The 26,625-nt window shown below is 66.4% G+C and carries 21 protein-coding genes and 1 pseudogene; 11 read left to right on the top strand and 11 right to left on the bottom strand.

The genetic code is table 11. The features are described 5' to 3' along the window. Positions 1-3: 3 nt before the first annotated feature. The 4 genes and pseudogenes from CFB40_RS27755 to CFB40_RS27740 form a co-directional block, all read right to left on the bottom strand. Positions 4-195 (bottom strand): annotated as a pseudogene (locus CFB40_RS27755) (lytic transglycosylase); the annotation flags it as partial. A gap of 512 nt (positions 196-707) precedes the next feature. Next, a complete protein-coding gene (locus CFB40_RS27750) occupies positions 708-1,106 on the bottom strand; it encodes a winged helix-turn-helix domain-containing protein (RefSeq protein WP_089427051.1) in 399 nt (132 codons plus the stop codon). Between the two features lie 455 nt (positions 1,107-1,561). Further along, complete coding sequence (locus CFB40_RS27745; RefSeq protein WP_089432984.1) at positions 1,562-3,772, bottom strand: xanthine dehydrogenase family protein molybdopterin-binding subunit; 2,211 nt, start codon at positions 3,770-3,772, stop codon at positions 1,562-1,564. 2 nt (positions 3,773-3,774) lie between these two features. Next, the gene (locus CFB40_RS27740) at positions 3,775-4,236 is read right to left on the bottom strand and encodes a (2Fe-2S)-binding protein (RefSeq protein WP_006480868.1); all 462 of its coding nucleotides are present in this window, start codon (positions 4,234-4,236) and stop codon (positions 3,775-3,777) included. A 494-nt stretch (positions 4,237-4,730) separates the two neighbouring features. Between CFB40_RS27740 and CFB40_RS27735 the strand changes: the two genes are divergently transcribed. Further along, the gene (locus CFB40_RS27735; RefSeq protein WP_089432983.1) at positions 4,731-5,654 is read left to right on the top strand and encodes an AraC family transcriptional regulator; all 924 of its coding nucleotides are present in this window, start codon (positions 4,731-4,733) and stop codon (positions 5,652-5,654) included. Positions 5,655-5,698: 44 nt separating this feature from the next. Here the strand turns inward: CFB40_RS27735 and CFB40_RS27730 are convergent, their stop codons facing one another. From CFB40_RS27730 to CFB40_RS27710, 5 genes are read right to left on the bottom strand one after another with little or no spacing between them, the layout of a single operon-like run. Next, entirely contained in the window at positions 5,699-8,350 is a 2,652-nt protein-coding gene (locus CFB40_RS27730) for a glycosyltransferase (RefSeq protein ID WP_089432982.1), read from the bottom strand. Positions 8,351-8,376: 26 nt separating this feature from the next. Beyond that, positions 8,377-9,780 carry a UDP-glucose dehydrogenase family protein gene (locus tag CFB40_RS27725; protein WP_143329894.1) on the bottom strand — a complete coding sequence of 468 codons (1,404 nt, stop codon included), beginning with the start codon at positions 9,778-9,780 and terminating at the stop codon, positions 8,377-8,379. Between the two features lie 35 nt (positions 9,781-9,815). Beyond that, positions 9,816-10,805, bottom strand: coding sequence for a UDP-glucose 4-epimerase GalE (gene galE, locus CFB40_RS27720; RefSeq protein WP_089432981.1), 990 nt, complete (start codon positions 10,803-10,805; stop codon positions 9,816-9,818). Further along, positions 10,802-11,809 (bottom strand): UDP-glucuronic acid decarboxylase family protein, encoded by a 1,008-nt coding sequence (locus CFB40_RS27715; protein ID WP_089427055.1) that lies wholly within the window; start codon positions 11,807-11,809, stop codon positions 10,802-10,804. Before CFB40_RS27715 ends, galE begins: the two co-directional genes overlap by 4 nt. After that, positions 11,802-12,275: a hypothetical protein gene (locus CFB40_RS27710; protein ID WP_256976907.1), complete on the bottom strand. Its 474-nt coding sequence runs from the start codon at positions 12,273-12,275 to the stop codon at positions 11,802-11,804. The genes CFB40_RS27715 and CFB40_RS27710 overlap by 8 nt, the downstream gene beginning before the upstream one ends. A gap of 14 nt (positions 12,276-12,289) precedes the next feature. On the opposite strand from CFB40_RS27710, the gene CFB40_RS38230 reads away from it, so the two are divergent. The 8 genes from CFB40_RS38230 to CFB40_RS27665 all read left to right on the top strand — a co-directional run bounded on the left by CFB40_RS38230 (position 12,290) and on the right by CFB40_RS27665 (position 19,960). After that, a complete protein-coding gene (locus CFB40_RS38230) occupies positions 12,290-12,772 on the top strand; it encodes a hypothetical protein (protein ID WP_179255311.1) in 483 nt (160 codons plus the stop codon). Positions 12,773-13,899: 1,127 nt separating this feature from the next. Then, positions 13,900-14,223, top strand: coding sequence for a hypothetical protein (locus CFB40_RS27695; protein ID WP_089432979.1), 324 nt, complete (start codon positions 13,900-13,902; stop codon positions 14,221-14,223). Between the two features lie 111 nt (positions 14,224-14,334). Further along, a complete protein-coding gene (locus CFB40_RS27690) occupies positions 14,335-14,925 on the top strand; it encodes a hypothetical protein (protein WP_089427059.1) in 591 nt (196 codons plus the stop codon). 73 nt (positions 14,926-14,998) lie between these two features. Further along, positions 14,999-15,280, top strand: coding sequence for a hypothetical protein (locus CFB40_RS27685; protein WP_089427060.1), 282 nt, complete (start codon positions 14,999-15,001; stop codon positions 15,278-15,280). A 44-nt stretch (positions 15,281-15,324) separates the two neighbouring features. Then, the gene (locus CFB40_RS27680; protein ID WP_089432978.1) at positions 15,325-17,046 is read left to right on the top strand and encodes a chemotaxis protein CheA; all 1,722 of its coding nucleotides are present in this window, start codon (positions 15,325-15,327) and stop codon (positions 17,044-17,046) included. 156 nt (positions 17,047-17,202) lie between these two features. Continuing rightward, on the top strand, positions 17,203-17,787 hold the full coding sequence (locus CFB40_RS27675; protein ID WP_089427062.1) for a hypothetical protein: 585 nt from the start codon (positions 17,203-17,205) through the stop codon (positions 17,785-17,787). A 111-nt stretch (positions 17,788-17,898) separates the two neighbouring features. Beyond that, a complete protein-coding gene (locus CFB40_RS27670) occupies positions 17,899-19,320 on the top strand; it encodes a sigma-54 dependent transcriptional regulator (protein ID WP_089427063.1) in 1,422 nt (473 codons plus the stop codon). Between the two features lie 133 nt (positions 19,321-19,453). Then, positions 19,454-19,960 carry a hypothetical protein gene (locus CFB40_RS27665; protein ID WP_089427064.1) on the top strand — a complete coding sequence of 169 codons (507 nt, stop codon included), beginning with the start codon at positions 19,454-19,456 and terminating at the stop codon, positions 19,958-19,960. A 27-nt stretch (positions 19,961-19,987) separates the two neighbouring features. Here the strand turns inward: CFB40_RS27665 and CFB40_RS27660 are convergent, their stop codons facing one another. Further along, positions 19,988-20,482 (bottom strand): hypothetical protein, encoded by a 495-nt coding sequence (locus CFB40_RS27660; RefSeq protein ID WP_069252109.1) that lies wholly within the window; start codon positions 20,480-20,482, stop codon positions 19,988-19,990. Positions 20,483-20,869: 387 nt separating this feature from the next. On the opposite strand from CFB40_RS27660, the gene CFB40_RS27650 reads away from it, so the two are divergent. Next, a complete protein-coding gene (locus CFB40_RS27650) occupies positions 20,870-21,547 on the top strand; it encodes a response regulator transcription factor (RefSeq protein ID WP_089433336.1) in 678 nt (225 codons plus the stop codon). A 25-nt stretch (positions 21,548-21,572) separates the two neighbouring features. Here CFB40_RS27650 and CFB40_RS27645 read toward each other — a convergent pair whose 3' ends face one another. Then, on the bottom strand, positions 21,573-23,126 hold the full coding sequence (locus tag CFB40_RS27645) for a methyl-accepting chemotaxis protein (RefSeq protein WP_089427065.1): 1,554 nt from the start codon (positions 23,124-23,126) through the stop codon (positions 21,573-21,575). A gap of 718 nt (positions 23,127-23,844) precedes the next feature. Between CFB40_RS27645 and CFB40_RS27640 the strand changes: the two genes are divergently transcribed. After that, positions 23,845-26,613: a type VI secretion system Vgr family protein gene (locus CFB40_RS27640; protein WP_089432977.1), complete on the top strand. Its 2,769-nt coding sequence runs from the start codon at positions 23,845-23,847 to the stop codon at positions 26,611-26,613. The last annotated feature ends 12 nt before the right edge of the window (positions 26,614-26,625 follow it).

Here is a 26,625-nt window from a genome sequence, read left to right as displayed (position 1 = left end):
TCGTCACTCGTCGAGGCAGCGCATGCAGCGCTGCTTCGCGGCGTTCGAGTGCAGGCCGCGGCACATCGTCATCACGGGCCGCGCATGGCACGAAGGCGGATCGGCGGACGCCGCGGGCGACGCCTGCCGGCGTGCGCGCTCGGGCGGGGTGGTCGCGGCGGCGTCCATTCGCCGCTGGCGTGCGGGCGGCGTGTCGCGCCCGGCGCTGCCTTCATCGGGATTGCCGGGCGTCATCGACGCGACGTGCAGCGTGTCGTCGCTGGCTGCATGCGCAACGGGCGGCGGCGTGGCGCACATGAGCGCAACCAGCGCATACAGGCAGGCGACAACGGTTCGCGAAGCGCGCATCTTCATGGTCATTCCGTTCGTTCCGGGGCCGGCGGCGCGGAGGGCGCGCGGCTGCTGCGTCGATTGTAGGGACGACGCAGGCCGCGTGTCACGCCGGAATCCGTTGTCACGGGCATGGACGGTGGCATGGGCGGCGATGGACGCAGCGGGCGCGACGAAGCGTGACGCGTGAGGATGTTCGGCTGCCGGCGCGCAAAAGCGACCGCCGCCCGGAGGCGGCGGTCGGGTCGCGACTGGCTGGCGGGCCGGGCGGCGTGCAGGCCGCACCCGGCTGGCGGGCCGCGAGGCGCTGCGGATCGCCGCAGCGCGGTGGGGGGAGCGTGGCCGGCGCGCCGCGTGCGGGCGGCGCGGGGGAAGCGTCAGGCGTAGTCGGCGGCCATCACGGCCTGCGGCGCCACGCGCAGGATCGGCGCGGCTTCGTGGCGCTCGACGTGCGTCATCGCCGCACCGAACAGCACGAGACGATAGCCGACCGCATAGATCGGAATGATCCGCAGGTTCTTGTCGTGATCGAGCTGCAGCTTCGAGCGAATACGCGAGATATGGGTGTCGAGCGTGCGCGACGACACGCCGAGTTCACGACCCCACACGGCTTCCTGGATTGCCTGCCGCGGCACGACCTTGTTCATGTTGTCGAGCAGGAATTCGACGACGTCGAACTCACGCGGCGTGACATCAATGATCTTGTTGTCGATTTCGATCGTGCGGCGCACGAAGTTGATTTTTATGTTGTCGATGTACAGGTATTTGCAATCCATGGTGGCCCTCGCATGTCCATAAAGGAGTGTTTGCGGGTCCTGTGCTGCAACTTCCGGGCCAGGGAGCGGATCGCCGGGGATCGACAGGGGGCGACGCCCGTGCAGGCGGCGCGGCAGCCTTGAATTTAAAAGAATTTTTAACGGAAGGCGTGGGGCGTAGAGAAAAGGGGGCGGGACAACCGTGAAGGATTGTTACGTAGCATCGGCAGGCGACGTTACGGGCGTTACGTCCGACGTAACGTGTCGGGCGAGGCGGGGGGCGCGGCCGGCGGAGCGTCGCCGCGGCCGAATGGAGAACCCTGCATCGAACCCTACATGGGTCGATTGATTTTCTATACGAATCAATGTGTTACGGGTGATTTTTGCCGACATCGAACCCTACATTGCCGGCGTCCTGAATTAAAAACACCGACCGCGAGACGTCTCGGCCCCGCGGCCGGCGTTCCGGCCCATCCTCAAGCCTTCGCGCTATCCGCCGAATCGAACGGCAGCACGTAATGCCGCTTGCCCGTCGCCGCGAAGATCGCGTTCGCGACCGCCGGCCCGATCGGCGCGACGCCCGGCTCGCCGACCCCGGTCGGCGCTTCGGCCGACGGCACGATATGCACCTCGACCTTCGGCATTTCGGCCATCCGCAGCACGTGGTAGCCGTCGAAGTTGCGCTGCTCGACCTGGCCGTCCTTCAGCGTGATCGCGCTGTGCATCGCCGCGCCGAGCCCGAAGCCGATGCCGCCCTCCATCTGCGCGGCGACGATGTCGGGATTGATCGCGATCCCGCAATCGACCGCGCACACCACGCGCTCGACCTTCACCTTGCCGTCCGCGTCGACCGACACCTCGGCCACCTGCGCGACATAGCTCTTGAACGCCTCGGCGACCGCGATCCCGCGCCCGCGCCCCTTCGGCAGCGGCTTGGCCGGATCCCAGCCGGCCTTTTGCGCGGCCAGGTCCAGCACCGCGCGCATGCGCGGCTCCTTCGCGAGCAGGTCGCGGCGAAACGCGTACGGATCCTTGCCCGCCGTGTGCGCGGCTTCGTCGATGAACGCCTCGACAGCGTACGCCGTGTGCGAGCTGCCGACCACGCGCCACCACAGCACGGGCAGGCCGACCTTGGTGGTGGTGAGTTCGACCGACACGTTCGGCACCGCGTACGGCAGGTTCGCCGCGCCCTCGACCGAGGTGGCGTCGACGCCGTTCTTCACCATGAACGCCTCGAACGGCGTGCCGGCGAGGATCGACTGGCCGACGATCCGGTGGCGCCAGCCGACCAGCTTGCCGTCCGCGGTCAGCCCCGCGTCGAGCTTGTGGAAGTACATCGGCCGGTAGAAGCCGCCCTGGATGTCGTCCTCGCGCGTCCACTGCAGCTTGACGGGCTTGCCGTCCGCGCCGAGCGCCTTCGCGATCGACACGGCCTCGACCACGTAGTCCGACCACGCGTTCGCGCGCCGGCCGAAGCTGCCGCCCGCGTACAGCGTGTGGATCTGCACCTGCTCGGGCTTCAGGCCGGCCGTCCGGGCCGCGTTGGCCTGGTCGACGGTCTGGAACTGGTCGCCGGCCCAGATCTCGCAGCTGTTCGCCGTCAGCTTGACGACCGCGTCGAGCGGCTCCATCGGCGCGTGCGCGAGATACGGGAATTCGTACGTGGCGCTGATCTTGCGCGCCGCGCCCGTGATCGCCGCATCGGCATCGCCGTCCTTGCGCGCCGACGTGCCCGGCTTGTCGGCAAGCTGCCGGTATTCGCGCATGATCTCGTCCGAGCCGCGCTTTTCGGCGTTCGTTTCGTCCCATTCGATCTTCAGCGCGTCGCGGCCCTGTTTCGCGGCCCAGAAGCCGGTGCCGACGACGGCGACGCCGCCCGGCACCTGCACGACCGACACGACGCCCGGCACGGCCTTGGCCGCCGTCGCGTCGAACGACTTCACCTTCGCGCCGAAGCGGGGCGGGCGCTGCAGCAGCGCGACGCGCATGCCGGGGACGGTCGTGTCGAGCGTGAAATGCGCGGTGCCGTTCGATTTGGCCGACGCGTCGACGCGCGGAATGGGGTGACCGATCAGCTTGAAATCGGCCGGCTGCTTCAGCGTGACCTTGTCCGGCACCGGCAGCTTCGCCGCATCGGCGACGAGCGTGCCGTACGCGGCCGTCTTGCCGCTCTTCGCATGCGTGACGACGCCATTGGCCGTCGTCAGCTCGCTCGCGGGCACCTTCCAGCGGGCCGCCGCGGCCGATACCAGCATCGCGCGGGCCTTGCCGCCGGCTTCGCGCAGCTGCTGCCACGAGTTCGACATGGCCGAGCTGCCGCCCGTCCCCTGCATCGTGCCGAACGCGAGGTTCGCGTAGCGTTTCGCATCGGCCGGCGCGCTTTCGACGCGCACGTGCGACCAGTCGGCGTCGAGCTCCTCGGCGACGATCGTCGCGATGCCCGTATACGCGCCCTGGCCCATTTCGACGTGCTTCGCGATGACCGTGACGGTGCCGTCGGGCGTGATGCGCAGGAACGCGTTCGGCGCGAAACCGGCGGCGGGCGCGGTCGCGGCGAGCGCGCGGCGGCCGAAGCCGCTGAAGTCGAAGCCGATGGTCAGGCTGACGGCGGTCGCGGCGCCCGCGGCCTTCAGGAACGTGCGGCGCGACGGACGCACCGACCCGGTGTTGTCGAGTTCGATCGTCATGGTCAGGCTCCCAGCGTCGCGGCCGCGTCGTGGATCGCCGCCCGGATGCGGGCGTAGGTCGCACAGCGGCACAGGTTGCCGTTCATCGCGGCGTCGATGTCCGCGTCGGTCGGCTTCGGGTTCTGTTCGAGCAGCGCGGTGGCCGACATGATCTGGCCGGACTGGCAGTAGCCGCACTGCGGCACCTGCAGCTTGACCCAGGCGGCCTGCACGGCCTGCGCGGGCTTGCTCTGCAGGCCTTCGATCGTCGTGACGTGCTTGCCCGCGATGCCGGCGAGCGGCAGCACGCACGAGCGGACGGCCTGGCCTTCGAGATGCACGGTGCACGCGCCGCACTGCGCCATGCCGCAGCCGAACTTCGTGCCGGTCAGTCCCGCGTGTTCGCGAATCGCCCAGAGGACGGGCATCGACGGATCGGCGTCGAGCGTGACGTTCTTGCCGTTCAGGACAAAGGAGGTAGGCATTGTGATTGTCTCCGTGGGGAAAACCCGGCATGCGCCCGGTTACAGGGTCTGCTCACGCTCATAGCGGGCTTGCGCTGGCCCCCAGAAGGGCCGAGCGCAAGGAATGCGACGCAGCGAATACTCGACGTATTCGCAAGGAGCATGACGCCGCGATCGGCCCTTCTGGGGGCCAGCCCCACGAATGAATTTATCCAAAACAGGGGAACGTGCGTTGCCGGCCGTATTGCGGCGTCGATCGTCGCTTGTCCCCCAAGGGGACTTCCTTCGGGGCGTTTGGCTCGGCCAAACGGCGCTCCTCACTCCTTGCACTACGACCGGCAACGCACGTTCGCAAGCCCGCTATGAGCGTGAGCAGGCCCTGAGTGTGCGCGAGCGGCCGGTTTTTGCGTCTACCCAATCCTGCAAATTTATTGAACAATCCTGCAAATCCCCGGCAGGCGGCGGGCGGTTTCGCTATGCTCCCGCGACATGAGGAAATTGATCGAGGAAGCGTCATGGACATGACCGATATCGTGGCGTCGCGCGCATCCGGGCAGCGCGAGCTGGCGACGCTGATCAGCCGCTTCGCGCCCGCGGACGGCTCGCATTCAACGGCCGTGCCGGGTTTGATGCTGCACCGGCACACGCGGCCGGTCGATCTCGGCTGCGGCGTGTCGCGGGCCGCGCTCGTGATCGCCGCGCAGGGCTCGAAGCGCGTGATCGTGGCCGGCCAGGCTTACGAGTACGACGCGCAGAATTGCCTGATTACCTCCATCGACTTGCCGATCCTGTCGCGCGTGACGTCCGCGTCACCGGACGCGCCGTACCTGTGCCTGTCGCTGACGCTCGATCCGCAGCGCATCGTCGAACTCGCGGCCGAGATGCGGCTGCCCGAACCCGATGCGGGCCCCGAAGGCGAGGGGATCGCGCTCGCCGAGCTGACGCCGCCGCTGCTCGATGCCGCGCTGCGGCTGATGCGGCTGCTCGATACGCCGGCCGACATTGCGGTCGTCGCGCCGCTGATCGAAAAGGAACTGCTGTACCGGCTGATGACGAGCGGGCAGGGCACGCGGCTGCGGCACATGGCGATCGCGGGCAGCCAGACGCACCGGATCGCCCGCGCGATCGAATGGATCCGCGATCACTTCGCGGAGCCGATGCGCGTCGAGTCGCTCGCGCAGGCGGTCAACATGAGCGTGTCGTCGCTGCACCATCATTTCAAGCACGTGACGACGCTGAGCCCGCTGCAGTACCAGAAGCAGTTACGGTTGCACGAGGCGCGACGGCTGCTGCTGCGGCAGGGCGGCGACGTCGGGTCGGTGGCCGCCGTCGTCGGCTACGAAAGCGCGTCGCAGTTCAGCCGCGAATACAGCCGGCTGTTCGGCGCGCCGCCGATGCGCGACGTCGCGCAGTTGCGCAGGAAGGAACTGCTCGGCTGACGGCCGATTGCTGAAAGCCGGCGCGCCGTCGATCGCCGCACCGGTCACCTGGCGACCACCGTCGTCTGCAGGAAGGCCGGCGCGATCCGCCAGTCCGGCACGTAATGCGCGGGCCACGCGCCGGGCGTATCGACCGCGTTGAAATACACCACGGCCTTCAGCAGCGGATAGCGCCACAGCGACCGCTGGAATTCGTCGAGGGCCGCGCGCTTGCGCGCATTCGACCCATCGACGCCGAGTTCCGTGACCATCACCGGCAGCCCGTAGTCGGCCACCCGCTCGTACTTGGTCCGCAGGACGCTCGCGGCGGACGCATGGCCGCCGGTCGGCCAGATCGCGCAGCGTGGGCAGTCGAACACGGACAGGCCGATGTCGTCCACATAGCCGCGGCCCGGGAAATAGTCGTCGAGGTTCCGGTTGCCGGCCGGCGACCACACGAAGCGGATCTGGTCGGTCATCGCGCGGCAGGCGGTCACGACCCGCCGGTACGCCTGCACGTAGGCCGATGCATCGCCGATGGCCCACGGATAGCGCCCGGTGTCGGCCTCCATCTCGTGGCCCCAGCGCACGAACACGGGGCTTTTCAACGCGGCGAGCGCCGAGCAGGTGGCCGCGATCCGCGCGTCGTAGCGCCCGTGCGCGATATCGTCGAGCAGCGCGCCTGGCCGCGTGTCGCCGGCCGCCCAGGGCTCGACGGTCAGCATCAGCGAGCGGTTGCGCGCCTGCGCGTTTCGGTACGCATCGTCGATTTCCGCGCGGATGTCGGGCGCGTTCCACGACACGAACACATGGTCGAACGCGAGATTCCGCTCACCCGCGAGCGTGTTGTCGGGATCGTAGGCGCCGAGTTCGGGCTGCTTCACCGGTTCGCCCGGCACGGGCGCGACCACGGCCGGCAATCCCGAGCGCCACAGCATCGCCTGCCAGCCTTTCGGCGCGCGCAGCCCGATGCCCGACAGCAGTATCGCGAGCGCGAACACGAACAGCGCGTTGCGCACCGGCAGGCGGCTGAAGAACATCTGCCTGAACGCCGACCACTGGAGCCCTTGCTCCCGGCCGTGATTCACCGTGACGACGGCCGCGATCACCAGATACAGGATGCTCGTCAGCGTCGAGAACAGGTAGAAACCGGCGGCGTTGCGCGGATCCTCGACCGTGACGACGGGCAGGCTGCAGAACAGCGAGATCAGCAGATACGGGGCGACCACCCGCAGCGGCGCGTCCTGTTCGATCGCGCCGCCCTTCGGCGTGACCTTGAACGGAAATTCCTTGCCGCGCACGCAGTCGAACACCGCCGACACGCAGCCGAGCACGACCCACGGCCAGCGTGCGAACACGAACGACAGCCCTTCCCACGACAGCAGTTTCGTATTCAGCGGGCGGCACGACTGGGTCGAATGCGTGGCCCAGGTCACGACGCACAGCAGCAGCACGGCCAGCGGCAGCGCGTAGGTGAGGTACGTGAGGTAGTCGACGTGCGCCCACACGCGGCCCGTGAGCAGCGCGACGACCGGAATCACGACGCCGCCGGCCATCGCGAGCGCGCACAGCGGATACCACAGCTGGCAGAACAGGAACTGCGCCTTCAGTTTCAGCGGCAGCCCCATGAAATAGCGGCGCGTGTAGCGCAGCATGATGATCATCACGCTCTTGGACCACTGGAATTCCTGCGTGGCCAGGTCGCCGAACGTGCGCGGCCCTTCGCCGTTCGCGATCGCGTTCAGCGCATGCATGCCGCGCCAGCCCTTCGAATTGAAGATCATCGTGGTCGAGTGATCCTCCGCGAGCTCGGGCCCGAGCCCGCCGATCTCGCGCAGCGCGCGGCAGCGCACCGCATAGTGCGAGCCGATGCACAGCGGCGCGAGGCCGCCCGCATAGCCGGCCTGCATCGTGCCGTGCAGCGGCCCCTCGACGTTCACGCGCCCGCGTGCGCTCCAGCTCATGGCCGCATTGCTGTCGCAGATGCTCGGCGCCGACACGTAGCCGACTGCCGGATCGACGAACGGCCGCAGCATCTCCTCGAGATAGGTGCGGGTCGGCACGTGATCGGCATCGAGCTGCGACACGAAATCGTAGTGGTCGTAGCCGACCCTGTCGTAGAAGTACGCGAGATTGCCTTCCTTGCATCTGGTCCGGCGCGGCCAGCTCGTCCGGTGGTACGCGGCGACGCCGCGCCGCGTCGACACGAACACGCCGTGGTCGCGGCACCAGTCGAGCGTCTCGGGCGACGGGTCCTCATCGGCGAGCCACGTATCGTGCGGGTAGGTCTGGTCGAGCATCGCGAGCAGCGTCGTGCGGACGATGTCGAACGGCTCGGACGGCGCCTTGGTGACGACCATCGCGACGCGCCAGTCGCGCGGCACCGACAGCGCGGGGTTCGGCACGACCGCCGAGCGGATGATGAAGATGAAGTAGCCGGGAATGAAGGTGGTCCAGAACAGCACGAAGCAGTTGACGCCGAAGCGGAAGGCGTCGACGTAGTGCTCGTCGCGCAACCACCAGCGCCAGAAGATGCCCAGCGCGACGAACCAGCCCAGCGCGAGGAGGTGGAAGACGATACGGGTCCCGCTGTCCATCAACGGGACGACGAGCGGAACGTCCGCGTTCATCGATGCGGCGCGATCCGCTTCGGAGGAGGGGGTGTCGGCGGTATCCGGCGCAGGGCCGCCCGCGAGCGACGCAACCAGCTTCTTCATGGTGCTCTCCCGTCAAGGTCAGATCATCAGTCTTGAAGCAGGCCGCGTGGCAGCCGGGTGTCCTCGCTGGCAGGCGGTTGTTCCGGTACCGGGTCGGCCGGCGTGCGTTCGCCGCACGCGCGGCCCACGCGCTCGTAGCGGCGAAAGCCGCTGTCGACGGCGAGCCGTTCGCTGAACAGGTTGCGCATGTCGAGCATCACGGGATCGGCCATGTGATCCGCGAGGTCGGCGAGATCGAGTGCCTCGAACGCTTTCCATTCGGTCATCACGACGACGGCGTCCGCGCTGCGCACCGCGTCGATCGCGGAGCCCTCCATGAAGACCTGCGGCAGCAGCCGCGACGCTTCGTGCGGACGCGCCGGGTCGTACGCGCGGATATGCGCGCCCGCGCCGACGAGCAGCTGGATCACGTCGATGCTCGGGCTTTCGCGCACGTCGTCGGTCTGGCCTTTGAACGTGAGGCCGAGCACCGCGATGCGCTTGTCCTTGATCGAGCCGCCGCAGGCTTTTTCGATGCGGCGCAGGATCTGCTCCTTGCGCAGCGCATTCGATTCGATCGCCGCGCTGACGATGCGCAGCGGCACCGCATGCTCGGAAGCCGTCGCCTTCAGCGCACGCGTGTCCTTCGGGAAGCACGAGCCGCCCCAGCCGGGGCCGGCCTTCAGGAACGACGCGCCGATGCGGCGGTCGAGGCCCATCCCGTTCGCGACCAGTTCGACATCGGCGCCGACGGCTTCGCACAGGTCCGAGATCTCGTTGATGTAGCTGATCTTCACCGCGAGGAACGCATTCGCCGCGTACTTCACGAGTTCGGCCGTTTCGATCTCGGTCGCGAGCACGAGATGGCCCATCGCTTCCAGCGGCGCATAGATGGCCTTCATGATCTCGATCGCACGCGGATGCTCGGCGCCGAACACGACGCGGTCCGGGTGCATGAAATCGTCGATCGCCGAGCCTTCGCGCAGGAACTCCGGATTCGATGCGATCGCCGCGTCGATGCCGTCCGGCGCGCAGCGCTCGACGATCTGCTTGACGATCCGGTTGGTGCCGACCGGCACCGTCGACTTCGTGACGACGACCGCGAAGCCGGTCAGGTTCGACGCGATCTCGCGCGCGGCCGCCTCGACGTACCGCAGATCCGCCTGGTCGGTGCCCGGCAGCGTCGGCGTGCCGACCGCGATGAATACCGCGTCGCGATCGCGCACGCTCGCCGCGAGGTCGCTGCTGAAGCGCAGCGTGCCGCGTTCGACGTTGCGGGCGACGACGGCGTCGAGGCCCGGTTCGTAGATCGGCATGCAGCCTTCGTTCAGCGCGTCGATCTTGCCGCGATTGTTGTCGATGCAGACGACGTCATGCCCGAGATCCGCAAAGCACGCGCCGCTGACCAGCCCGACGTAGCCCGTGCCGACGATGGCGATCCGTACCTTCATGGTGATTCCCCTGCGTGGCGTTCAAGGAAACTTGCTTAATTGCCGGATTCGAATTGCAGTGCTTTCTGAAACCACGCCGCGGCGTGTTCGACCATCGGTTCGATCACGGTGAAACGCGGCCGCCAGCCGAGCACGAGCGCGGCCTTCGTGGCGTCGGCGTACAACTCGGGCGGGTCGCCCGGGCGGCGCGCGGCCGTTACCGTCGGCACGCGCCGCCCCGTCACGGCTTCGACGGCGCGCAGTGCGTCGAGCACCGACGTTCCTTTGCCGGTGCCGAGATTCAGTGCGACGCTGTGGCCGCCGCCGCACAGATAGGCAGTTGCTTTCAGGTGCGCGTCGGCGAGGTCGCTCACATGCACGTAGTCGCGAATCGCCGAGCCGTCGGGCGTCGGGTAGTCGGTGCCCATCACCTGGAACGCCCGGCCGGTGCCGAGTGCCGCGCGGATCGCGAGCGGCAGCGCGTGCGTTTCCGGTTCGTGGCATTCGCCGATCTCGCCGTCAGGGTCCGCGCCGGCCGCGTTGAAGTAGCGCAGCGCGACCCACTTCAGCCCGTACGCGCGCTCGAAATCGGCGGCCATCCGTTCCATTGCGTACTTCGTGAAGCCGTACGGATTGATCGGGTGTTGCGGCGTGCGCTCCGAGATCGGCAGCCCGTCCGGAATGCCGTACGTCGCGCACGACGACGACATCACGATCTTGCCGACGCCGGCCGCGTGCATCGCGCTCAGCAGCGTGCAGGTGCCGGTGACGTTGACCGTGTAATAGCGGTCGGGCGCGAGCACCGAATCGCCGACGTACGCGAGCGCGGCGAAATGGATCACGACATCGGGCCGATGCGTGGCGAACGCCTTCGACAGCGCGTCGCGGTCGAGAAGGTCGGCCGCGACGAGCGGCCCCCAGCGAACCGCGTCGCGATGGCCGGTCGACAGGTTGTCGTAGGCGACCGGTTCGTGTCCCGCCGCCGCGAGCGCCTTGCAGGTATGGCTGCCGATGTAGCCCGCTCCGCCTGTCACGAGCACTTTCATGCCGTGGCCCCGGTCACGCGCAGCACCGGCTCGAGCCACAGTTCACGGCTGAAATAGTCGACGGTCCGGCGCAGCCCTTCGTCGAGATCGATGCCCGGCCGCCAGCCGAGCTCGGCCGAGGCCACCGAGATGTCGGGCTTGCGCTGGTGCGGATCGTCGATCGGCAGCGGCCGGAACACGATCTCCGATGTCGAGCCCGTCATCGCGAGCACTTTCTCCGCGAGCTCGATCATCGTGAATTCGCCGGGGTTGCCGATGTTGACCGGTGTGCCGACGTTGCGCTCGGCGCTCATCAGGCAGAAGAAGCCGTCGATCAGGTCGCTGGCGAAGCAGAACGAGCGCGTCTGCCGGCCGTCGCCGTAGATCTCGAGCGGTGCGCCGTTGAGCGCGCCGACGATGAAGTTCGACACGACGCGGCCGTCGCGCGGCGACATCCGCGGGCCGTAGGTGTTGAAGATGCGCGCGACACGCACGTCGACGCCGTGCGTGCGGTAGTAGTCGTAGCACAGCGCCTCGGCCGCGCGCTTGCCTTCGTCGTAGCACGCGCGCGGGCCGATCGTGTTCACGTTGCCGCGATAGGTTTCCGTTTGCGGATGCACGTCCGGGTCGCCGTAGATCTCGCTGGTCGACGCCTGGAACACGCGTGCGCCCGTCTTGCGCGCGAGCATGAGGCAGTGGTTCATGCCGAGCACGTTGGTCATCATCGTATGGACGGGATCGATCTGGTAGGTGGGCGGCGATGCCGCGCACGCGAGATTCCAGATCTCGTCCACCTGCAGTTGCGGCAGGCCGAGCGACACGTCGCCCTTCACGAATTCGAAGCGGCCGGACGCCTTCAGGTCGGCGACGTTGAGCTTGCGCCCCGTCAGCAGGCTGTCGATGCACGTGACGGACGCGCCCTCCATGACCAGGCGCTCGCATACGTAGCTGCCGAGAAAGCCGGCGCCGCCCGTCACCAGGACGCGCTGACCGGCGCGCGTCTCGAGCGCGACCCTGTCATTCATGGCTTTCTCCTTCGTCGAGCAGCTCGAGAAACCACACGTCGATTTGCTCGACGGCGGTGCGCACGCGTTCCATCCCGCCGCACGGGTAGCGCTTCGGCAAGCGCCGGTTCGCATGGGCCGAGGTCGACGAAGCGCCGCGACAGGCGCTCCGGTTTCGTTGACTACCCCGTTGAAGCTTGAACGACGCGCACGTCGATCGATCGGTGGTGATCTTCATCGCCTTTTCCCCGATTCGCTGATGGACGAGCAGGCCGCCGTTCGTGATCTTGTGCCTCGGCGTGCCGCTCGGTGAGAGCCGGAGATCAGGCAATCGGCATGCCATGAACGATGCCGTCGCGATGCGCACGGGGCCGGCGGCGCGATTGCCGCGCGCTATGCGCGCTTCTGTTTCATGCATGTATCGTGGGGACAGAAAAGCGAGCAGGGAAATTGCCGGATCGATGCGATTCGATACGACGAAACGCACGATAAATCAGGCTTTTGCGGGAATCGCGTCGTCAAAAAGGTGTTGAGTTTGAATGTTTCATCAATGAGAAATGCGTGGATAACGGATTAAAAACGTTTCCCGAATGTGCCACGAATCGAGTGATCCGGTGCGTGAAAGGCAGGGCGAATGAAAGTGAAAAAATGATGTGCGGGGTGACGGGGGCGAGATTTTTCATTTGTTTTAATTATTACGCCGCCGCGAAAGTTTTCTTTTTTACGGTCGATTTCGGCCCGCGAGCGGCGTGTGATCCTGTCGGTATTTTCACGGATGAATCAAATCCGTCTCGGTCATCAGGGGAAACGCCTGTCGAAGACGTGCCGGAGGCTGCTCTGTCGGGCTTTCAGTGCGCGGTGTCGGGCGAATCGATTCTCGTTTCTGATGGCACGGGAAGGGGGCGTACCTGCCGCGCCCCCCGGTTTGCAGGCGGAAATGCCCGCGCCGCCGGCCTTGCGCGGCAGCCCGGTTCTCAAGTTTGAAACACTCGTTCATCTGGCCGCCCGGGCCGGGCCCGCGGGCCGGATTCGTCCGTCTAATCCGGCGATTGCGTCGCGACGCTCAACGATCGGGGCGGGCGTCAGACTGTTATTGCGATACATTCCTGAAACAAAAAATGTCATTCCCGGCGCTGCGGGCCGCCGTGGCGGGCATGTGACGAGCGCAATCTGCGGTGGAATATCGCGTGGCACGCTGCTTGCGGTATTGGACGCACCGGCGGGCGGCTGAAACGAAGTAACAAAGCGGTGGGGCGGCCAACTCGTCAATAAGCAGTCGGGGAAACGGCGATGAAGACCATAAGTTGTAGATTGATCGGCGCGTACTTTGCGCATCAGTGGGGGAGTCGGAAAGGCCGGGGTGACGCTCGCGACGCTGTGCCAGCTTCGCGAGTCGTGCTGTCCCGGTTTCTTGCCCGCCGCGCGCTCCGCGTGCTGGCGCGGTTGTCGCGCCGCACGGCAGTCGGGCGACAGCGGTACTCGCTCTCATTCAGTTCACCCGGATGGATCAGGCTGTTCGTGCCGGACAGCGTGATGCCGATTCGTCCTCGGCCATGCAGGGCCGCTTCGATCGCGCCTGGCCCATGCCGGCGCCGGCCGGATTAGATCGAACGCCTGTCGGCCGGATTATCCGGAAGACGCTTCTTCGATAGCTCAGGGAGAAGACACGCCACCTGGCTGCAACGCAGTCGTTTGTCGCTCGCGTAAAAGGTGTATTTCAAGCGGCGCTGCAATTTGCGGTGGTTAATGTATTCGCGAATTTTCGATTCCGGAAATGGGGTGTCGATTTATGGCATGCCGTCCGGCGGGGTATCGAATATCGCAAGCCGGAAAGAAGTGCGCATCGTTCCGGTCTGTCATGCAATGGTGTTTTCGATGCAAGGCCAATGTTCATAAAAATAATAGAAAACACCTACCAAAAAAATTTGGATAACCAAAAATCTCGAAGCTAAGCTTCGTCTGGCCAAAATCGCAAAAAAACGTGATTTAAAAGGCAACAGGATTTTATTGATTGGATAGTGATCCTTAATTTTTAGGATTGCTCAAGTCAGGAAGGTTGATGGCGTGCGATCTTCCTGATTCACTCCGTCCACGCCGTTTTGGAGTCGACCATGAAGAAGCTTCTGATTGCAGCAGCAGTTCTGGCGGTTTCGGGTGCAGCGTTCGCCGGCAGCGGCACGGTGTCGAGCAGCAATTCGTCGAGCGGTGGCCAGACGATGGCAGGGGTCGCCGGGTTCGGCCACTTCACCGCAACCGATTCCGGCTCGGCACTCGGCGCAGCCGGCGCAACGGCTGGTGGCGGCAGCAGCGGTTCGGTCTCGTACACGAACCACTACCAATCGTCGTCGGTCGGCGGCTTCGGCTTCGGTGGTGCACAAGCAGGCGGCACCAGCGGCGCGAATGCCGGCTCGATCGGCTGGACGTATCACCACTAAGCCGCGACGCGTAGCGTTCGTCATTGGCTGGCGGTACGGATGCCGGGTTCCGCTCGATGGGGGTTGACCCGGCTCCGCCACCGCCGAACACACTCACAGCAAGGAATTGCTATGAAAGCCAAAGTCTTTTTAGCGACAGCGCTCACCGTCATTTCGTCCGCTGCGTTGGCAGCCGGATCGTCCACGACCAACCAGACGCAATCCGTTGCGGCGGGTGTTTCCGGTTCGGTGCTGGTCGGCTCCGGCAGCTATACCAGCAATTCGACTTCGACGGCCGGCGCGAATGCAGGCAGTACCGTGACACCCGCCGGTTCCGCCGGCACGGCGTCCGCGTTTCACAACTCGACTTCGACAGCCAGCGGGTCGGGGACGAACGGAGGCGCGTTCGCGGCAGGCGGCGGTATCGGTGCCGCCGGATCGTTCGCTGGAAACAGCAAAACGAACGAGAACGCGAATGCGCTGTCGGGAGGGGTGACCGCCACGATCGTACTCGGCGCGAACCACTACACGGCTACGGGTGCGAACGACAACGGCAATGCCAATGCGGGTGCCGTGGGGCTGACGGGCAGTGGTGGGTCGGGCGCGATCGCGGGCTCGAATCACTACAACTCGTCGACCGTGTGGAGTACCGGCCCGGCCGGTTCGCCGTCCGCATCGGGCGGAAGCCAGGGCGACTCGAGCGCAACCGGGAGCAGTCATTAGTCAGGGGTGGGGGGGACCAGTTTCCCTGCGACGCTGGTCTCTTTTCCGCATTGTTGTCACGTAAGGAGTTGGCATGAAGCAGAACCTGATTGCCGCCGCTCTGATGCTCGCGTCTCTGACGGCGTATGGCGCTGACCGTGCTGCCGATGGTGTGCAATCGAATTTGCAGACGTCAAACAACCCTGACCAGACAACCAAACCGTCAGAACAACAAACGCTTTCTTCGGGCAGTGCCATCGGCGGACCAGACGCCCAGCAGTGGCAGGGCATGTCGGCAGGCTCATGGTCCCAGCTGGGCAACGGCTGGAAGCAGTTCGGGGAAGCAGCGAAAACTGAAGGCATTCAGGGGAATTAGTACGGTTGCCTGGGTGGGAGGTCAAACCTCGTCCGGAGAGTGAAATGAACAGCAACAGGATCAAGGTGGCATGTGCGGCGATGTTCGCGATGACCACGATCGGTGCCCAGGCACAAACCGCCGACTCGACGTCGAGCGCGCAGTCGTCGAGCGGCTCGACGGCGATCAGCCAGGGCGGCGGCTCGAGCATGAACACGAACACCACGAGCTCGCGCGGCGGCAATGCCACCAGCTCCAGCGGGGTGCGCGGCAGCGGCAATTCGACCGTGAATCTGAACGTGACGATGCCGTCCAGCACGAGCGGCGGCTCGGGCATCACGCCGCAGAGCACCAATTCGCTGCAGTCGTCCGGCGCGCCCGGCACCAACCCGTACAACACCCAGTCGTCGGAAAACGTCAATTACTCCGGGACGCAGACGATCAAGACGAACCCCTCGATCCAGGCGCCAGGCCTCACGACCACGCTGTCCGATACCTGCATGGGCTCGGTGAGCGTCGGTGTGTCGTTCCCGGGGTTCGGCGCGACGGGCGGCACGACGCTGGTCGACCAGGCCTGCGTGCGACGTCTCGATGCGCGTGAATTCCGTGCGATGGGCCTGACCGACGTGGCGCTCGCGCTGCTTTGCCAGAGCGACGCGAACCGGCGTGCGGTGGAGGCGACCGGGCACCTGTGCCCGGGCACGACCGCGCCGCTCGCCCGTTCGAACGTGGCGCCGAGCGTGGAAGCGACGGTCGCCGACGACGTGAAGTATCGCGATCCGATCGTGCGCGACCGCATGGGCTTGCCGCCGCTCGGCGCTGCCGCGCCGGCACCGGCGCAGCCCCGTCCGGTGGCGACGTCTTTCGTGCAGGCAGCACCCGTGTCGGTGCCGGTACCCGTGCCCGTGCCGTCGATGGCGCCGGTTGCCGCTGCGCCGGCTGCTGCAGCACCGGCTGTCGCAGCTGCTGCGCCGGCTGTTGCAGTACCGGCTGCCGCGCCGGCAGTGGCAGCGCCTGCCGTTGCGGCCGCACCGGCCGTCGCGGCCCCCGCCGTTGCAGCCGCGGCGCCGGCCGTAGCCGCAGCACCTGCGGTGGCTGCCGCACCTGCAGCGTCGGTCGTCCCGGCGGCTGCGATGGCTGCCGTGCCGGCTGCCGCCGTGATCGCCGCACCGGTAGTCGCGGACAAGGCATCGCAAGCGCCTGCCACACCGGTCGCCGACACGAAGGCACCCGAGCCGGTGCAGCCGGTCGCCGACAAGGCACCGGAACCCGCACCGGCAGTCGCCGACAAGGCACCGGAACCCGCACCGGTGGTGGCCGACAAGGCCCCTGAACCTGCACCGACGGTCGCCGACAAGGCCCCCGAGCCCGTGCAGCCCGTCGCCGACAAGGCGCCGGAGCCGATGCCGGCCGCGCCCGACAACGCAGCGCAGGCCGCTGCCGCGCCGGCTGCGGACACGACGCCGGCGGCTGCCGTCGTCGCGGCGCCCGCGGCTGAAGCCGCGATGCCCGCCCCGGCAGCCGATGCGAAGGCCGCCGAGCCGGCGCCGGTCGCCGCGGCAGCGCCCGCACCGGAAGCCGCACAGCCTGCCGTAGCCGCGGCGCCTGCCGACATGCCGACCGCCGACGCGAAGGTGCCGGAAGCAGCGGCTGCGCAGCCCGCCGACATGCCCGCGTTGTCCGATCCGGCGCAAGCATTGCCGCCGGCTTCGGTCGACCAGCAGGCCGCCCCGGCTGCACCGGTCGTGCCGGCTCCGGCGGTCATCTCGACGAGCACGTCGTCGTAAGCACGCGGGTCGGTTTCCCGTGTGACCGGAACACCGGCCGCACGGGAGACGTTCGACCCCGATGCCCGACGGTCGTTGCCTGTTTGACGGGTGTTGATCCCATCCCCGAGGTCAACACCTCTTTTTGCCTGACGAGGATGCAAGGAGGCCTCAATCATGAGGATCTTTTTGGTCGCTCTGTTGTTGTACAGCGCACAAGCCGCGGCGCAGTCGGTATTTCAGAACCCGGCGGTCTTCGTGATCCTGGGCGAGCAGACCGCCGCGAACGCCGTGAGCGTTCAGCAGGCGCTGTCGACGCTCGGTCGCGCCGACAACACGGCATGCGCGCCGATGATGATGATCGGCGATCCGCAGATGATCTACATGATGCCGGAGGAAGGTCACGCCCCGTCGTGGCAATCGCCGGTGTACGGCCGTGGCGCGCCGTTCGAAGCGCAGAAGGGGCCGACATCGACCGGCAAGACGGTCGGCGCGATGCAGCACGCCGAGGACATGCAGACGCAGCCATGGAGCGACGGCAGCGCGATCACGCAGAAGATCGCCGGCGAGTCGAGCGTGACGGCGGCGGATCGGGTGAGCGGGTGGCAGCGCAACGGGCTCGGCTCGATCGAGACGGCCCCTGCGACGGAAGTCACGGTAAACGGCAAGACCTACCGCGCCTATCGTGACGACCTCAACCGTTCCGCGAAGCCGGTCGTCGAGCCGCAGATCTACACGCAGCGCGTCGTGTTCTGCCGATAACGAAACGTCAATCCGAGGACGGCACGGCGCCGCGCCGCGGGACCACGATGTCCCGCCCCGCGCGATCCGGCGACGGCCGTTTCGACCACCCATCCAAGCGACGAGGCCATCGTGAACTATTGCTGCCAGATCAGGGTGTCGGGCCCGCAGGATCTCGAACGCGAGGCGGGACCGGCGCCGTTCGTTGCCGTCCGGCGCAACCATGTCGTGCCGCCGCGGCCGCTCGTCTACCTGTCGCAGCAGCACGATGCCGCGCTCGTCGACTGCCTCGCGTCACGCGGCTGGGACGTGTGGCGCGCGAAAACCGTTGCGGACGCACTGAATCTCGTCAGGGTGAACCGCCCGCATGCGGGCATCGTCGATTTCGGCAGCTTCGCGTCGCCCGACGTCAAGTCGTTCGAAACGCTGCTACGCGATCCGCGCGTCGGCTGGGTCGCGCTCGCCGACCATGAGCGCCTGCGGGATCTCACCATCGCGCGCCTGATTCGCCACTGCTGCTTCGACTACGTGCGCAATGCGAACGCCTATACGACGATCGGCTATCTGGTCGGCCATGCATACGGGATGCTGAAGCTCGCGGACGGCAGCCCGGACGCCGATGCCGCGCCCCCCGGCGGCACGATGATCGGCTCGTGCGACGCCATGCGCCGGTTGTTCGCGACGATCCGCAAGGTCGCGAACACGGATGCCACCGTCTTCGTCGCCGGCGAATCCGGCACCGGCAAGGAGCTGACGGCGGCGGCGATCCACCAGCAATCGTTGCGCGCCGACGCGCCCTTCGTCGCCGTGAACTGCGCGGCCATTCCGCCGGCGCTGCTGCAGGCCGAACTGTTCGGCCACGAGCGCGGTGCGTTCACGGGCGCGCACCAGCGCAAGATCGGCCGGATCGAGGCCGCGCACGGCGGCACGCTGTTTCTCGACGAAATCGGCGACATGCCGTTCGAGAGCCAGGCGAGCCTGCTGCGCTTCCTGCAGGAAGGCACGATCGAGCGGCTCGGCGGGCACGCGTCGATTCCGGTGGATGTGCGGATCGTGTCGGCGACCCACGTCGATCTCGAGGCCGCGATGCAGGCGGGGCGGTTCCGTGCCGACCTGTACTACCGCCTGTGCGTGCTGCGCATCGACGAGCCGCCGCTGCGCGTGCGCGGCCGCGACATCATGCTGCTCGCCGACCACGTGCTGCGGCGCTATCGCGGCGACAGTTCGCTCCGGATTCGCGGCTTCATGCCGTGCGCGATCGAGGCGATCCACAACTACCCATGGCCCGGCAACGTGCGCGAGCTGATCAACCGGATCCGGTTCGCGGTCGTGATGACGAACGGCCCGATGATCTCGGCCACGGATCTCGAACTGCACCCGTACACGTCGAGGCGGCCGCCGACGCTCGCGGAAGCGCGCCGGCAGGCCGAGCGGCACGCGATCGAGGAAACGCTGATGCGCCACCGCCACCAGCATGCGGATGTGGCGGCCGAGCTGGGCATCTCGCGCGCGACGCTGTACCGGCTGATGACCTCGCACGGGCTGCACGGCTGACGCGCTGCGGCAAACCGCCGCTCAAGACCGCGCGATGTCGGCCGTTAAGACAGGAAACGGCCCGTCCGGACCGCCGCTGCAGCCCTGCTGCGCGCGGCCGGCACGCGGCGCATCACGCTTATCCGAGGTTACCGTGGCAGAGTGCAGTCACTGCGGCAGGACGTTCCTGGTCGGCGGGCGGTCGATCGACGGCCGCCGCTATTGCCGTCCGGCGTGCGCGCAAGCGCATCCGATCGTCGTCGAGGCGGAACGGGTGCCCGACGCGAAAGTCTGGGAGTACGTGCACGACTGGCGTTACGGGCCGTGCCCGATCTGCGGTCGTGACGACCAGCCGGTGGATGTCCATGCGTCGCATCGCGTCGTGTCGCTGCTGTTCGTCACGCGCTGGGCGACGCGACGCCACGTGTGCTGCCGGCGTTGCGGCCGCAGGAAGCAGGCGGTCGCGCTGCTGGCGTCGGCCGCGTTCGGCTGGTGGGGGGTGCCGTGGGGCCTCGTGCTGACGCCGATCCAGCTCGTGCGCAACGCGCTCGGGCTGGCCGCGCGCGACCCGGCGGTCGCGACGCAGCAGTTCGAACAGCTCGTGCGGCGCAAGCTGGCGGCGCGCCGGCTGCGGCGCGCACGGCAGGGCGCAGGCGCCTGAGCGCGCGGCCCGGCGCGCCGCGCGCGATCAGGCGGCCGGCCGCTCGAAGCCCGATGCGACCCAGCGCTCGGCGCTGGCCTTGTTGAGCTTGAACCCGGCCGACACTTTCGCTTCGGCCAGCAGTTCGCCATACGGATCGAATGCCTTGAGCTGCGCGTACGGCTCGAATTCGTCCGGCACGATGTCGAGCGTCACCGACACATCCTGGTCGTCCTCGCCCTGAACCGTCACTTCCTTGTGCAGCATCGCGCGCCGCTGCTGCTCGTGCCGCATCAGCACCTCGGTCGCGGTCTTCACGAGCGTGCGGAACGCGTTCGCGTCCATCGGCTTCGGGTTCTTCTTGTCGCGGCCCATGGTCCACGGCCCGACGAGCGCGGGCTCGGACTCGCCGTCCTTGATCATCTCGACGGCCCAGCCGTCGTCGTCTTCGTTCTTGATGATGCGGGCCGTCCAGCCGTTGTCGCGCCAGAGGCCGTCTTCGTGGATGGAGGTGTCGTCGGGTTGCAGGTCGGATTCGGTCATGGGGAAAGCGGGGGTACGGGCAGCCGGCAAACGGGCGGCGGCGCGCGGCCGGCATCGGCGCGTCGCGCGCCGCCGGTGGCCCGGCGCGGGATGCAAAGGCGTCGATTTTACCTGCTGGCCGGTCGCTTGGCCCGCATCGGCCGCCACGCTGGCCATTCGACCGAGGTCCGCGGCTACCCGCCGCCCTGTATCGGACATTCGAACCGGCGCAAATATCAAACTCGTATTACGTCCCCGGCGGCCGATCCCGATGCCGTCCGATATCCCGCCTGCGCGCAGCTTCATAGAATCGACATTCAGGCTAAAAATAGCTTGAATGTCCTTTCAACGCCAAACCGGCCGTGCGCGTTCCATGTCGCGCGGCCGATGAACCATCTGGAACTGCGCATGAGGAAATTCAATGTTCGCGTCGTTTTCGCGTACGACTGGCCGTTGACGCTGGCCGGCATCGAGCAGGTCGCGGGCAGCGGCTGTGCGATCGAGATCGTCGCGGTGTACCGGAGCGTGGCCGAACTGGTCGCGTCCCTCGGCGGCGTCGATTGCGATCTCGTGCTGGTCGACTATGCGATCCGGGCCGACGAGCAGATGGACGGCCTTGCGCTGTTCGACTGGCTGCGGCGCACGCGTCCGAACGTCGGGATCGTCGCGCTGGTCGCGAACGAGAATCCGCTGATCTTCGGGTCGATCCTCGCGATCGGCGGCGTGAGCATCGTCAGCAAGTTCGACGAGGTCGGCCATATCGTCACGGCCATTCATTCGAGCTACAGCGGCGGGCGTTACCTGTCGCCGCTCGTCAGGCGCGCGGTCGACGCATTCGGCGAGCGCGGCGAGGCGCCCGTGAAGCTGTCGGCGCGCGAGATCGAGGTCATTCGCCTGTATCTGTCGGGGGTGCCGATCAAGACGATCGCGCAGCGTCTGAGCAAGGGCAAGCAGACGGTCAGCGCGCAGAAGATCAGTGCGATGAAGAAGCTCGGCGTGAGCAACGACGTCGAGCTGATCCAGCGGGCGGCGGGGTTGGGGCTCGGCACTGGCCTGACCGCGTCACGGCCCGGCCGCGCCGCGTGAGCACGCGTGCGCCGGGCAGCCGCCGTCAGGCCGGCAACGCGAACCGCGTCACCGCATCCCGCAACGCCTCGGCCTGATCGCGCAGCGAATGCGCGGCGGCCGCGGCTTCCTCGACGAGCGCCGCGTTCTGCTGCGTCACCTGATCCATCTCGCCCACCGCGCGATTGACCTGCTCGATCCCGGCGCTCTGTTCGCGCGACGCATGGCTGATCTCGTCGAGGATCTCGTTCACGCGCCGCACCGACTGCACGATCTCGGCCATCGTCTCGCCCGCGTGCGTGACGAGCGCCGCGCCTTGCTCGACGGTCTCGTTCGACGACACGATCAGCGACTTGATCTCCTTTGCCGCCGTCGCCGAGCGTTGCGCGAGCGAGCGCACCTCGGCCGCGACCACCGCGAAGCCGCGGCCCTGTTCGCCGGCACGCGCAGCCTCGACCGCCGCGTTCAGCGCGAGGATGTTCGTCTGGAACGCGATCCCGTCGATCACGCCGATGATGTCGCCGATCTTGTGCGAGCGGTCGGTGATCTCGTTCATCGTGCGTACGACGTCGTCGACCACCGCGCTGCCGCGCGTTGCCACCTGCGCGGCCTGGTCGGCGAGCGACGCGGCCTGCGCGGCGCTGTCCGCGTTCTGCTTCACGTTCGCGGTCATCTGGTCCATGCTCGACGCGGTCTGTACGAGCGCGGCCGCCTGTTCCTCGGTGCGCTGCGACAGGTCCGTGTTGCCGGACGCGATCTCGCTCGCGCCGACGTTGATGTTCTCGGTGCCCATCCGCACGCGCGACACCATGTCGATCAGCCCGCCCTGCATCGTGTGCAGCGCGTGCAGCAGGCTGCCGCGATCGTCCTGCTTCACGGTCACGCGCGCGGTCAGGTCGCCCTGCGCGATGCGCTGCGCGGCGTCGAGCGCCACTTCCAGTTCGCCGCCGAGGTTCGCGCGCACGCTTTTCAGCACCAGCACCATCACGGCGGTCGCGATCCCGCCGAGCACGGCCGTCATCGCGAGCCAGCGGCCGACGCTTTCGAGCACCGCCGAGCGGACGTCGTTCATGTACATGCCGGTCACGAGATACCAGTCCCACGGCGCGAAGCGCTGCACCGCGCTGGTTTTGTCCTGCGGCTTGTCGGCGCCCGGCTTCGGCCACAGATACTCGACGAAGCCCTTGCCGCCTTCCAGGTTGCCGGCCTTCACGATCTCGACGAACAGGTGTTTGCCGTTCGGATCGGTGAAATTCGACACGTCCTTGCCGTTGAGCTCGGACTTGATCGGATGCATCACGATCACCGGCTTCGAGTCGTTGATCGAGATGTAGCCGTCCGCGCCGTGGCGCATCGCGGCGATCGCCTCGAGCGCCTTCTGCTTCGCTTCGGCTTCCGGCAGCGCGTTCTGCTGCGACAGCTTGTAGAAATGGTCGGTCACGCTCGCGGCCTGCGCGACCAGCGACGCGAGCTGGTCGCGGCGGTCCGTGATCATCGATGCGCGCGTCTGCCATGCGCCGAGCCCGGCGATCACGAGCAGGCCGAGCCAGAGGATGACGATCATCGAGGCGAGTTTCTGATTCAGGGAAAGGTTGCGCATGGTGTGTGGTCGGTCGTGGAAGCTCGCCGTAACGGCGTGACGGGGTAAGTGTCTTGACGGCGCCCGACGCGCGTCGCCGTAGACGGGAAATCCCTTAGAAGGTGCCGCGAAATTAACGGTCGCGGTGTTGGTCCTTTTCGGCAAGTCACGCGGCAAGGGTCTGGAAGGGGCCGGATGTCAACGGGAATGGATAAATGACAGGAGCAGCAATGAAAGTGGAGATGAGCCCACGGCGAAGCGTTGAAAGGCCTAAAAGAGTCGCGCGCTAAGTTTGGGGATGAGCGGATTCGAGCGACTGGCGACGGGATAGTGCATGCCGATGAACAAATGGATGCTTACGTAGGAACGGCGGTAGATGCGGTCTGCAGTTGATCGAAGGCATGTTCGAAACCGACGTCATCGATCGCGCCGGCGCCGAACGGATCAAATCGATGCTGGATCGCCATATCGAGAAGGCTCGCAGGGATGAACTATGACGACGATCGATCACCCAGCGCGGTGTGCCCGCGCAGCTTCGGAGGGCCACGTCATCGGCGCGACGCCGCGCTTGCCACGGCTGACGACTTAATCGAATAAATGCATATCTCAAAATATGTCGCTGCCGAATGATTCTGTAACTTTGGTATGCTAGCGACCAAATTCCGAGTTTCGCGGCGTGGTCCCCGTGACCGCCCGCTTAAAAGACCAAGTCACGAATAAGAACGATGAGAGCGCGGGTATGTCGATAGCTGAAACCCTTCGAAGTTTTTCGTCCGGTCTGGTTGACTGGAACCAGCGGCCCGTCGCCCTCAATTTTGGGCAAGCGCAAAGCGCGGTCGGTCATCTACTGGCGCTTCATCACGCGGATATCCACGAAGGATTGCTGACCGGTATCGACGGCTATCTGAACTGCGTTTCGACACACGACAACCTGTCTCCCAAGCTGCTTCTCGGTCTGCCAGTGTCGGTGCGCCTCACGACCGACCGGGGCGGCTTGCAGACGATCAACGCGATCGTTCGCGATGTGCAGGTGGGCCAATCGGACGGCGAATTGACCGTCTATCGATTAAACGTTTGCGACGCTTTGTCGCTGATGGACCGCCGCACGAACTCTCGCATATTCCGTTCGCGTAACGTTATCGACATTCTCGCGACGCTGATGAACGAATGGCGGCAACGGAGTGCGGCGCTGGCCCGCGCGTTCGAATTCGACCTGTCCAGCCTGCGTCGTGAACGCTACCCGGCGCGCGAACTCACGCGACAGGTCAACGAGTCGGATGCACGATTTGTCCGCCGGCTGCTGCGGCGCGAAGGGATCACGGTGTTTGCGAAGGCAGGCTCGGCTGGCGGTGCGCGCAGCATCACCGACGAGCGACCGATTCACACACTCGTCTTTTGCGATGACCCGATGCGGCTTGCCGAAGCACCGGCCGGTGCTGTGCGCCTGCATCCGCGCGATGCAGGGACCGAACAACGCGACACGGTAACGCTCTTTGCGCACTATCAGAGCCTTTCGGCCGGTAAGGCGAGCCGGCCATCGTGGGACTACAAGAAGGCCCGCATGGACGATTCCGCCGTCGCTACCGGTATCGATCAGGGCGAGTCCGGCAACGACCTTGCGCGACTGCTGACCGATGTTGCGATCGACATTCCACACGTCGGCGATTCATGGAACGATCATGAACGCATCACGCGCGACCGGATGCTGGCGCATCAGTTCGCAGCGGAGCGGTACGACGGTATCAGCAGCGTCCGCGATATGCCGGTCGGTTCATGGTTCACGTTGACGGGCGATCCCGAACTCGACATGAAGCCTGCCGATCAGCGACAGTTCGTCGTTACGTCAGTGTGTCACGATATCTGGAACAACCTTCCGAAAGACCTAACTGGCCGCGTGATCGCGCTATTCGCAGCGAGCCGAAACATTGCGCAGACCGTGCTACCCGCGCCGGCCGACGTGTCGGGGCAGGAAGACACGCGCTACGAAAACAGTTTCACGTGCGTCCGGCGCGGCGTGCCGCTCAAACCCTCCTACGATCCGAAGATCGATTTGCCGCCCGTACACCTGCTGACCGGAACGATTGTCGGCACGGAGGGAGAGGAAGTGTTTTGCGACGCAGACGGCCGCGTGCGCGTGCTGATTCACGGCCTCGATCCGGCGGACCATACGCACGCGCAAGGCGTCGGAACGAATGGACTGGCGGGCGACAGCGCGCCGATTCGTGTCGGGGCGAGTTTGGCGGGCGGCAACTTCGGCGCGCTTTTTCTGCCCCGCGTCGGAATGGAAGTTTTATTGGGCTGTCTTTCAGGCGACCCGGACCGTTTGGTCATCATCGCGGTTTTGAGTAACGGCGCGAACCCGCCTGCGACGTTCACCCATACCGGCGCGCTGCCGGGCAACCGGTACGTGTCCGGGATCAAGACGAAGGAGATTAAGGGGCGACGTTATAACCAACTACGTCTTGACGATACCCCCTCGCAAATTTCCGCACAGCTAGCGAGCGAACATGCGCATACGCAATTGAATTTGGGGTATCTCACGCAGCCCCGGAAGGATGGACACGGGACCGACCGGGGCGAGGGTGCGGAACTGCGCACCGACGCTGCCGCCGCGCTGCGCGCCGCACAAGGCATTCTGTTGACGACCTACGCACGCTCACAGGCGAGCGGGGGGCAGCTCGACCGCGACGAACTCGTTGGCCTGCTCGGCCAGTGCACGGAGCTCTTCAAATCGCTTGGCGACTATGCCGGCCAGCACGGTGGACAAGCCGCCGACACGGCCGGGCAAGCGACCATTGCCGATGCGTTCAAGGAATGGAAGCCCGGAGGAACGGGATCGGGTGCGGCCGGCGATGGGGCCGCGCTGATGGCGTTCGGCGCGCAGGCCGGATCGCTCAACGTCACGCCGAAAACGCACGTGACCTATGCCGGCGTGAACATCGATCAAGTGGCGCAGCAACACGTGCAAGTCACCAGCGGCGAGCGTATTAACCTGCACGGAGGACGTGGCGTCGCGATGTTCGCACATAGCGAAGGCGTGTCGGCCATCGCAAATCAAGGCAAGGTCACGATTCAATCGCAGAACGACGATACGCAAGTCGATTCGGCGAAGAACATCCAACTCACTGCGGCCGGCGGCAAGCTCGCGGGCATGGCGAGCGATCAGGTGGTGTTCATCACGTCGGGGGGCGCATATCTCAAGCTGCACGGCAGCGATATTGAACTCGGTTGCCCCGGCACCTTCACGGTGAAATCGGCCGGCCATTCGTGGGATGGGCCCGCCAGCATGTCCGCGGACATGCCGAAATTCGATCATGCGGCGCTCGGCCGCGTGCCGAAGCTCGTTCGTGCCGCGGACGGCAACGCGGCGGCAGGGTTCGACGGACAGGTACAAAAGGCGTCGGGGGCGCTGTCGAATCTGAAGACCGATGCGGTCGGCGAACTGCCGGCGGTGCATGCCGACCAGTTCGAAAAGCTGGCGGTGCAGTTCGTCAAGAAGAACGTATAAGCAAGGGCCGGA

It is taken from the genome of Burkholderia sp. AU31652 (assembly GCF_002223155.1).
Classification (GTDB): domain Bacteria; phylum Pseudomonadota; class Gammaproteobacteria; order Burkholderiales; family Burkholderiaceae; genus Burkholderia.
The sequence above is the reverse complement of the archived record's forward strand: the minus strand, read 5'-3'. Positions and strand labels throughout refer to the sequence as shown.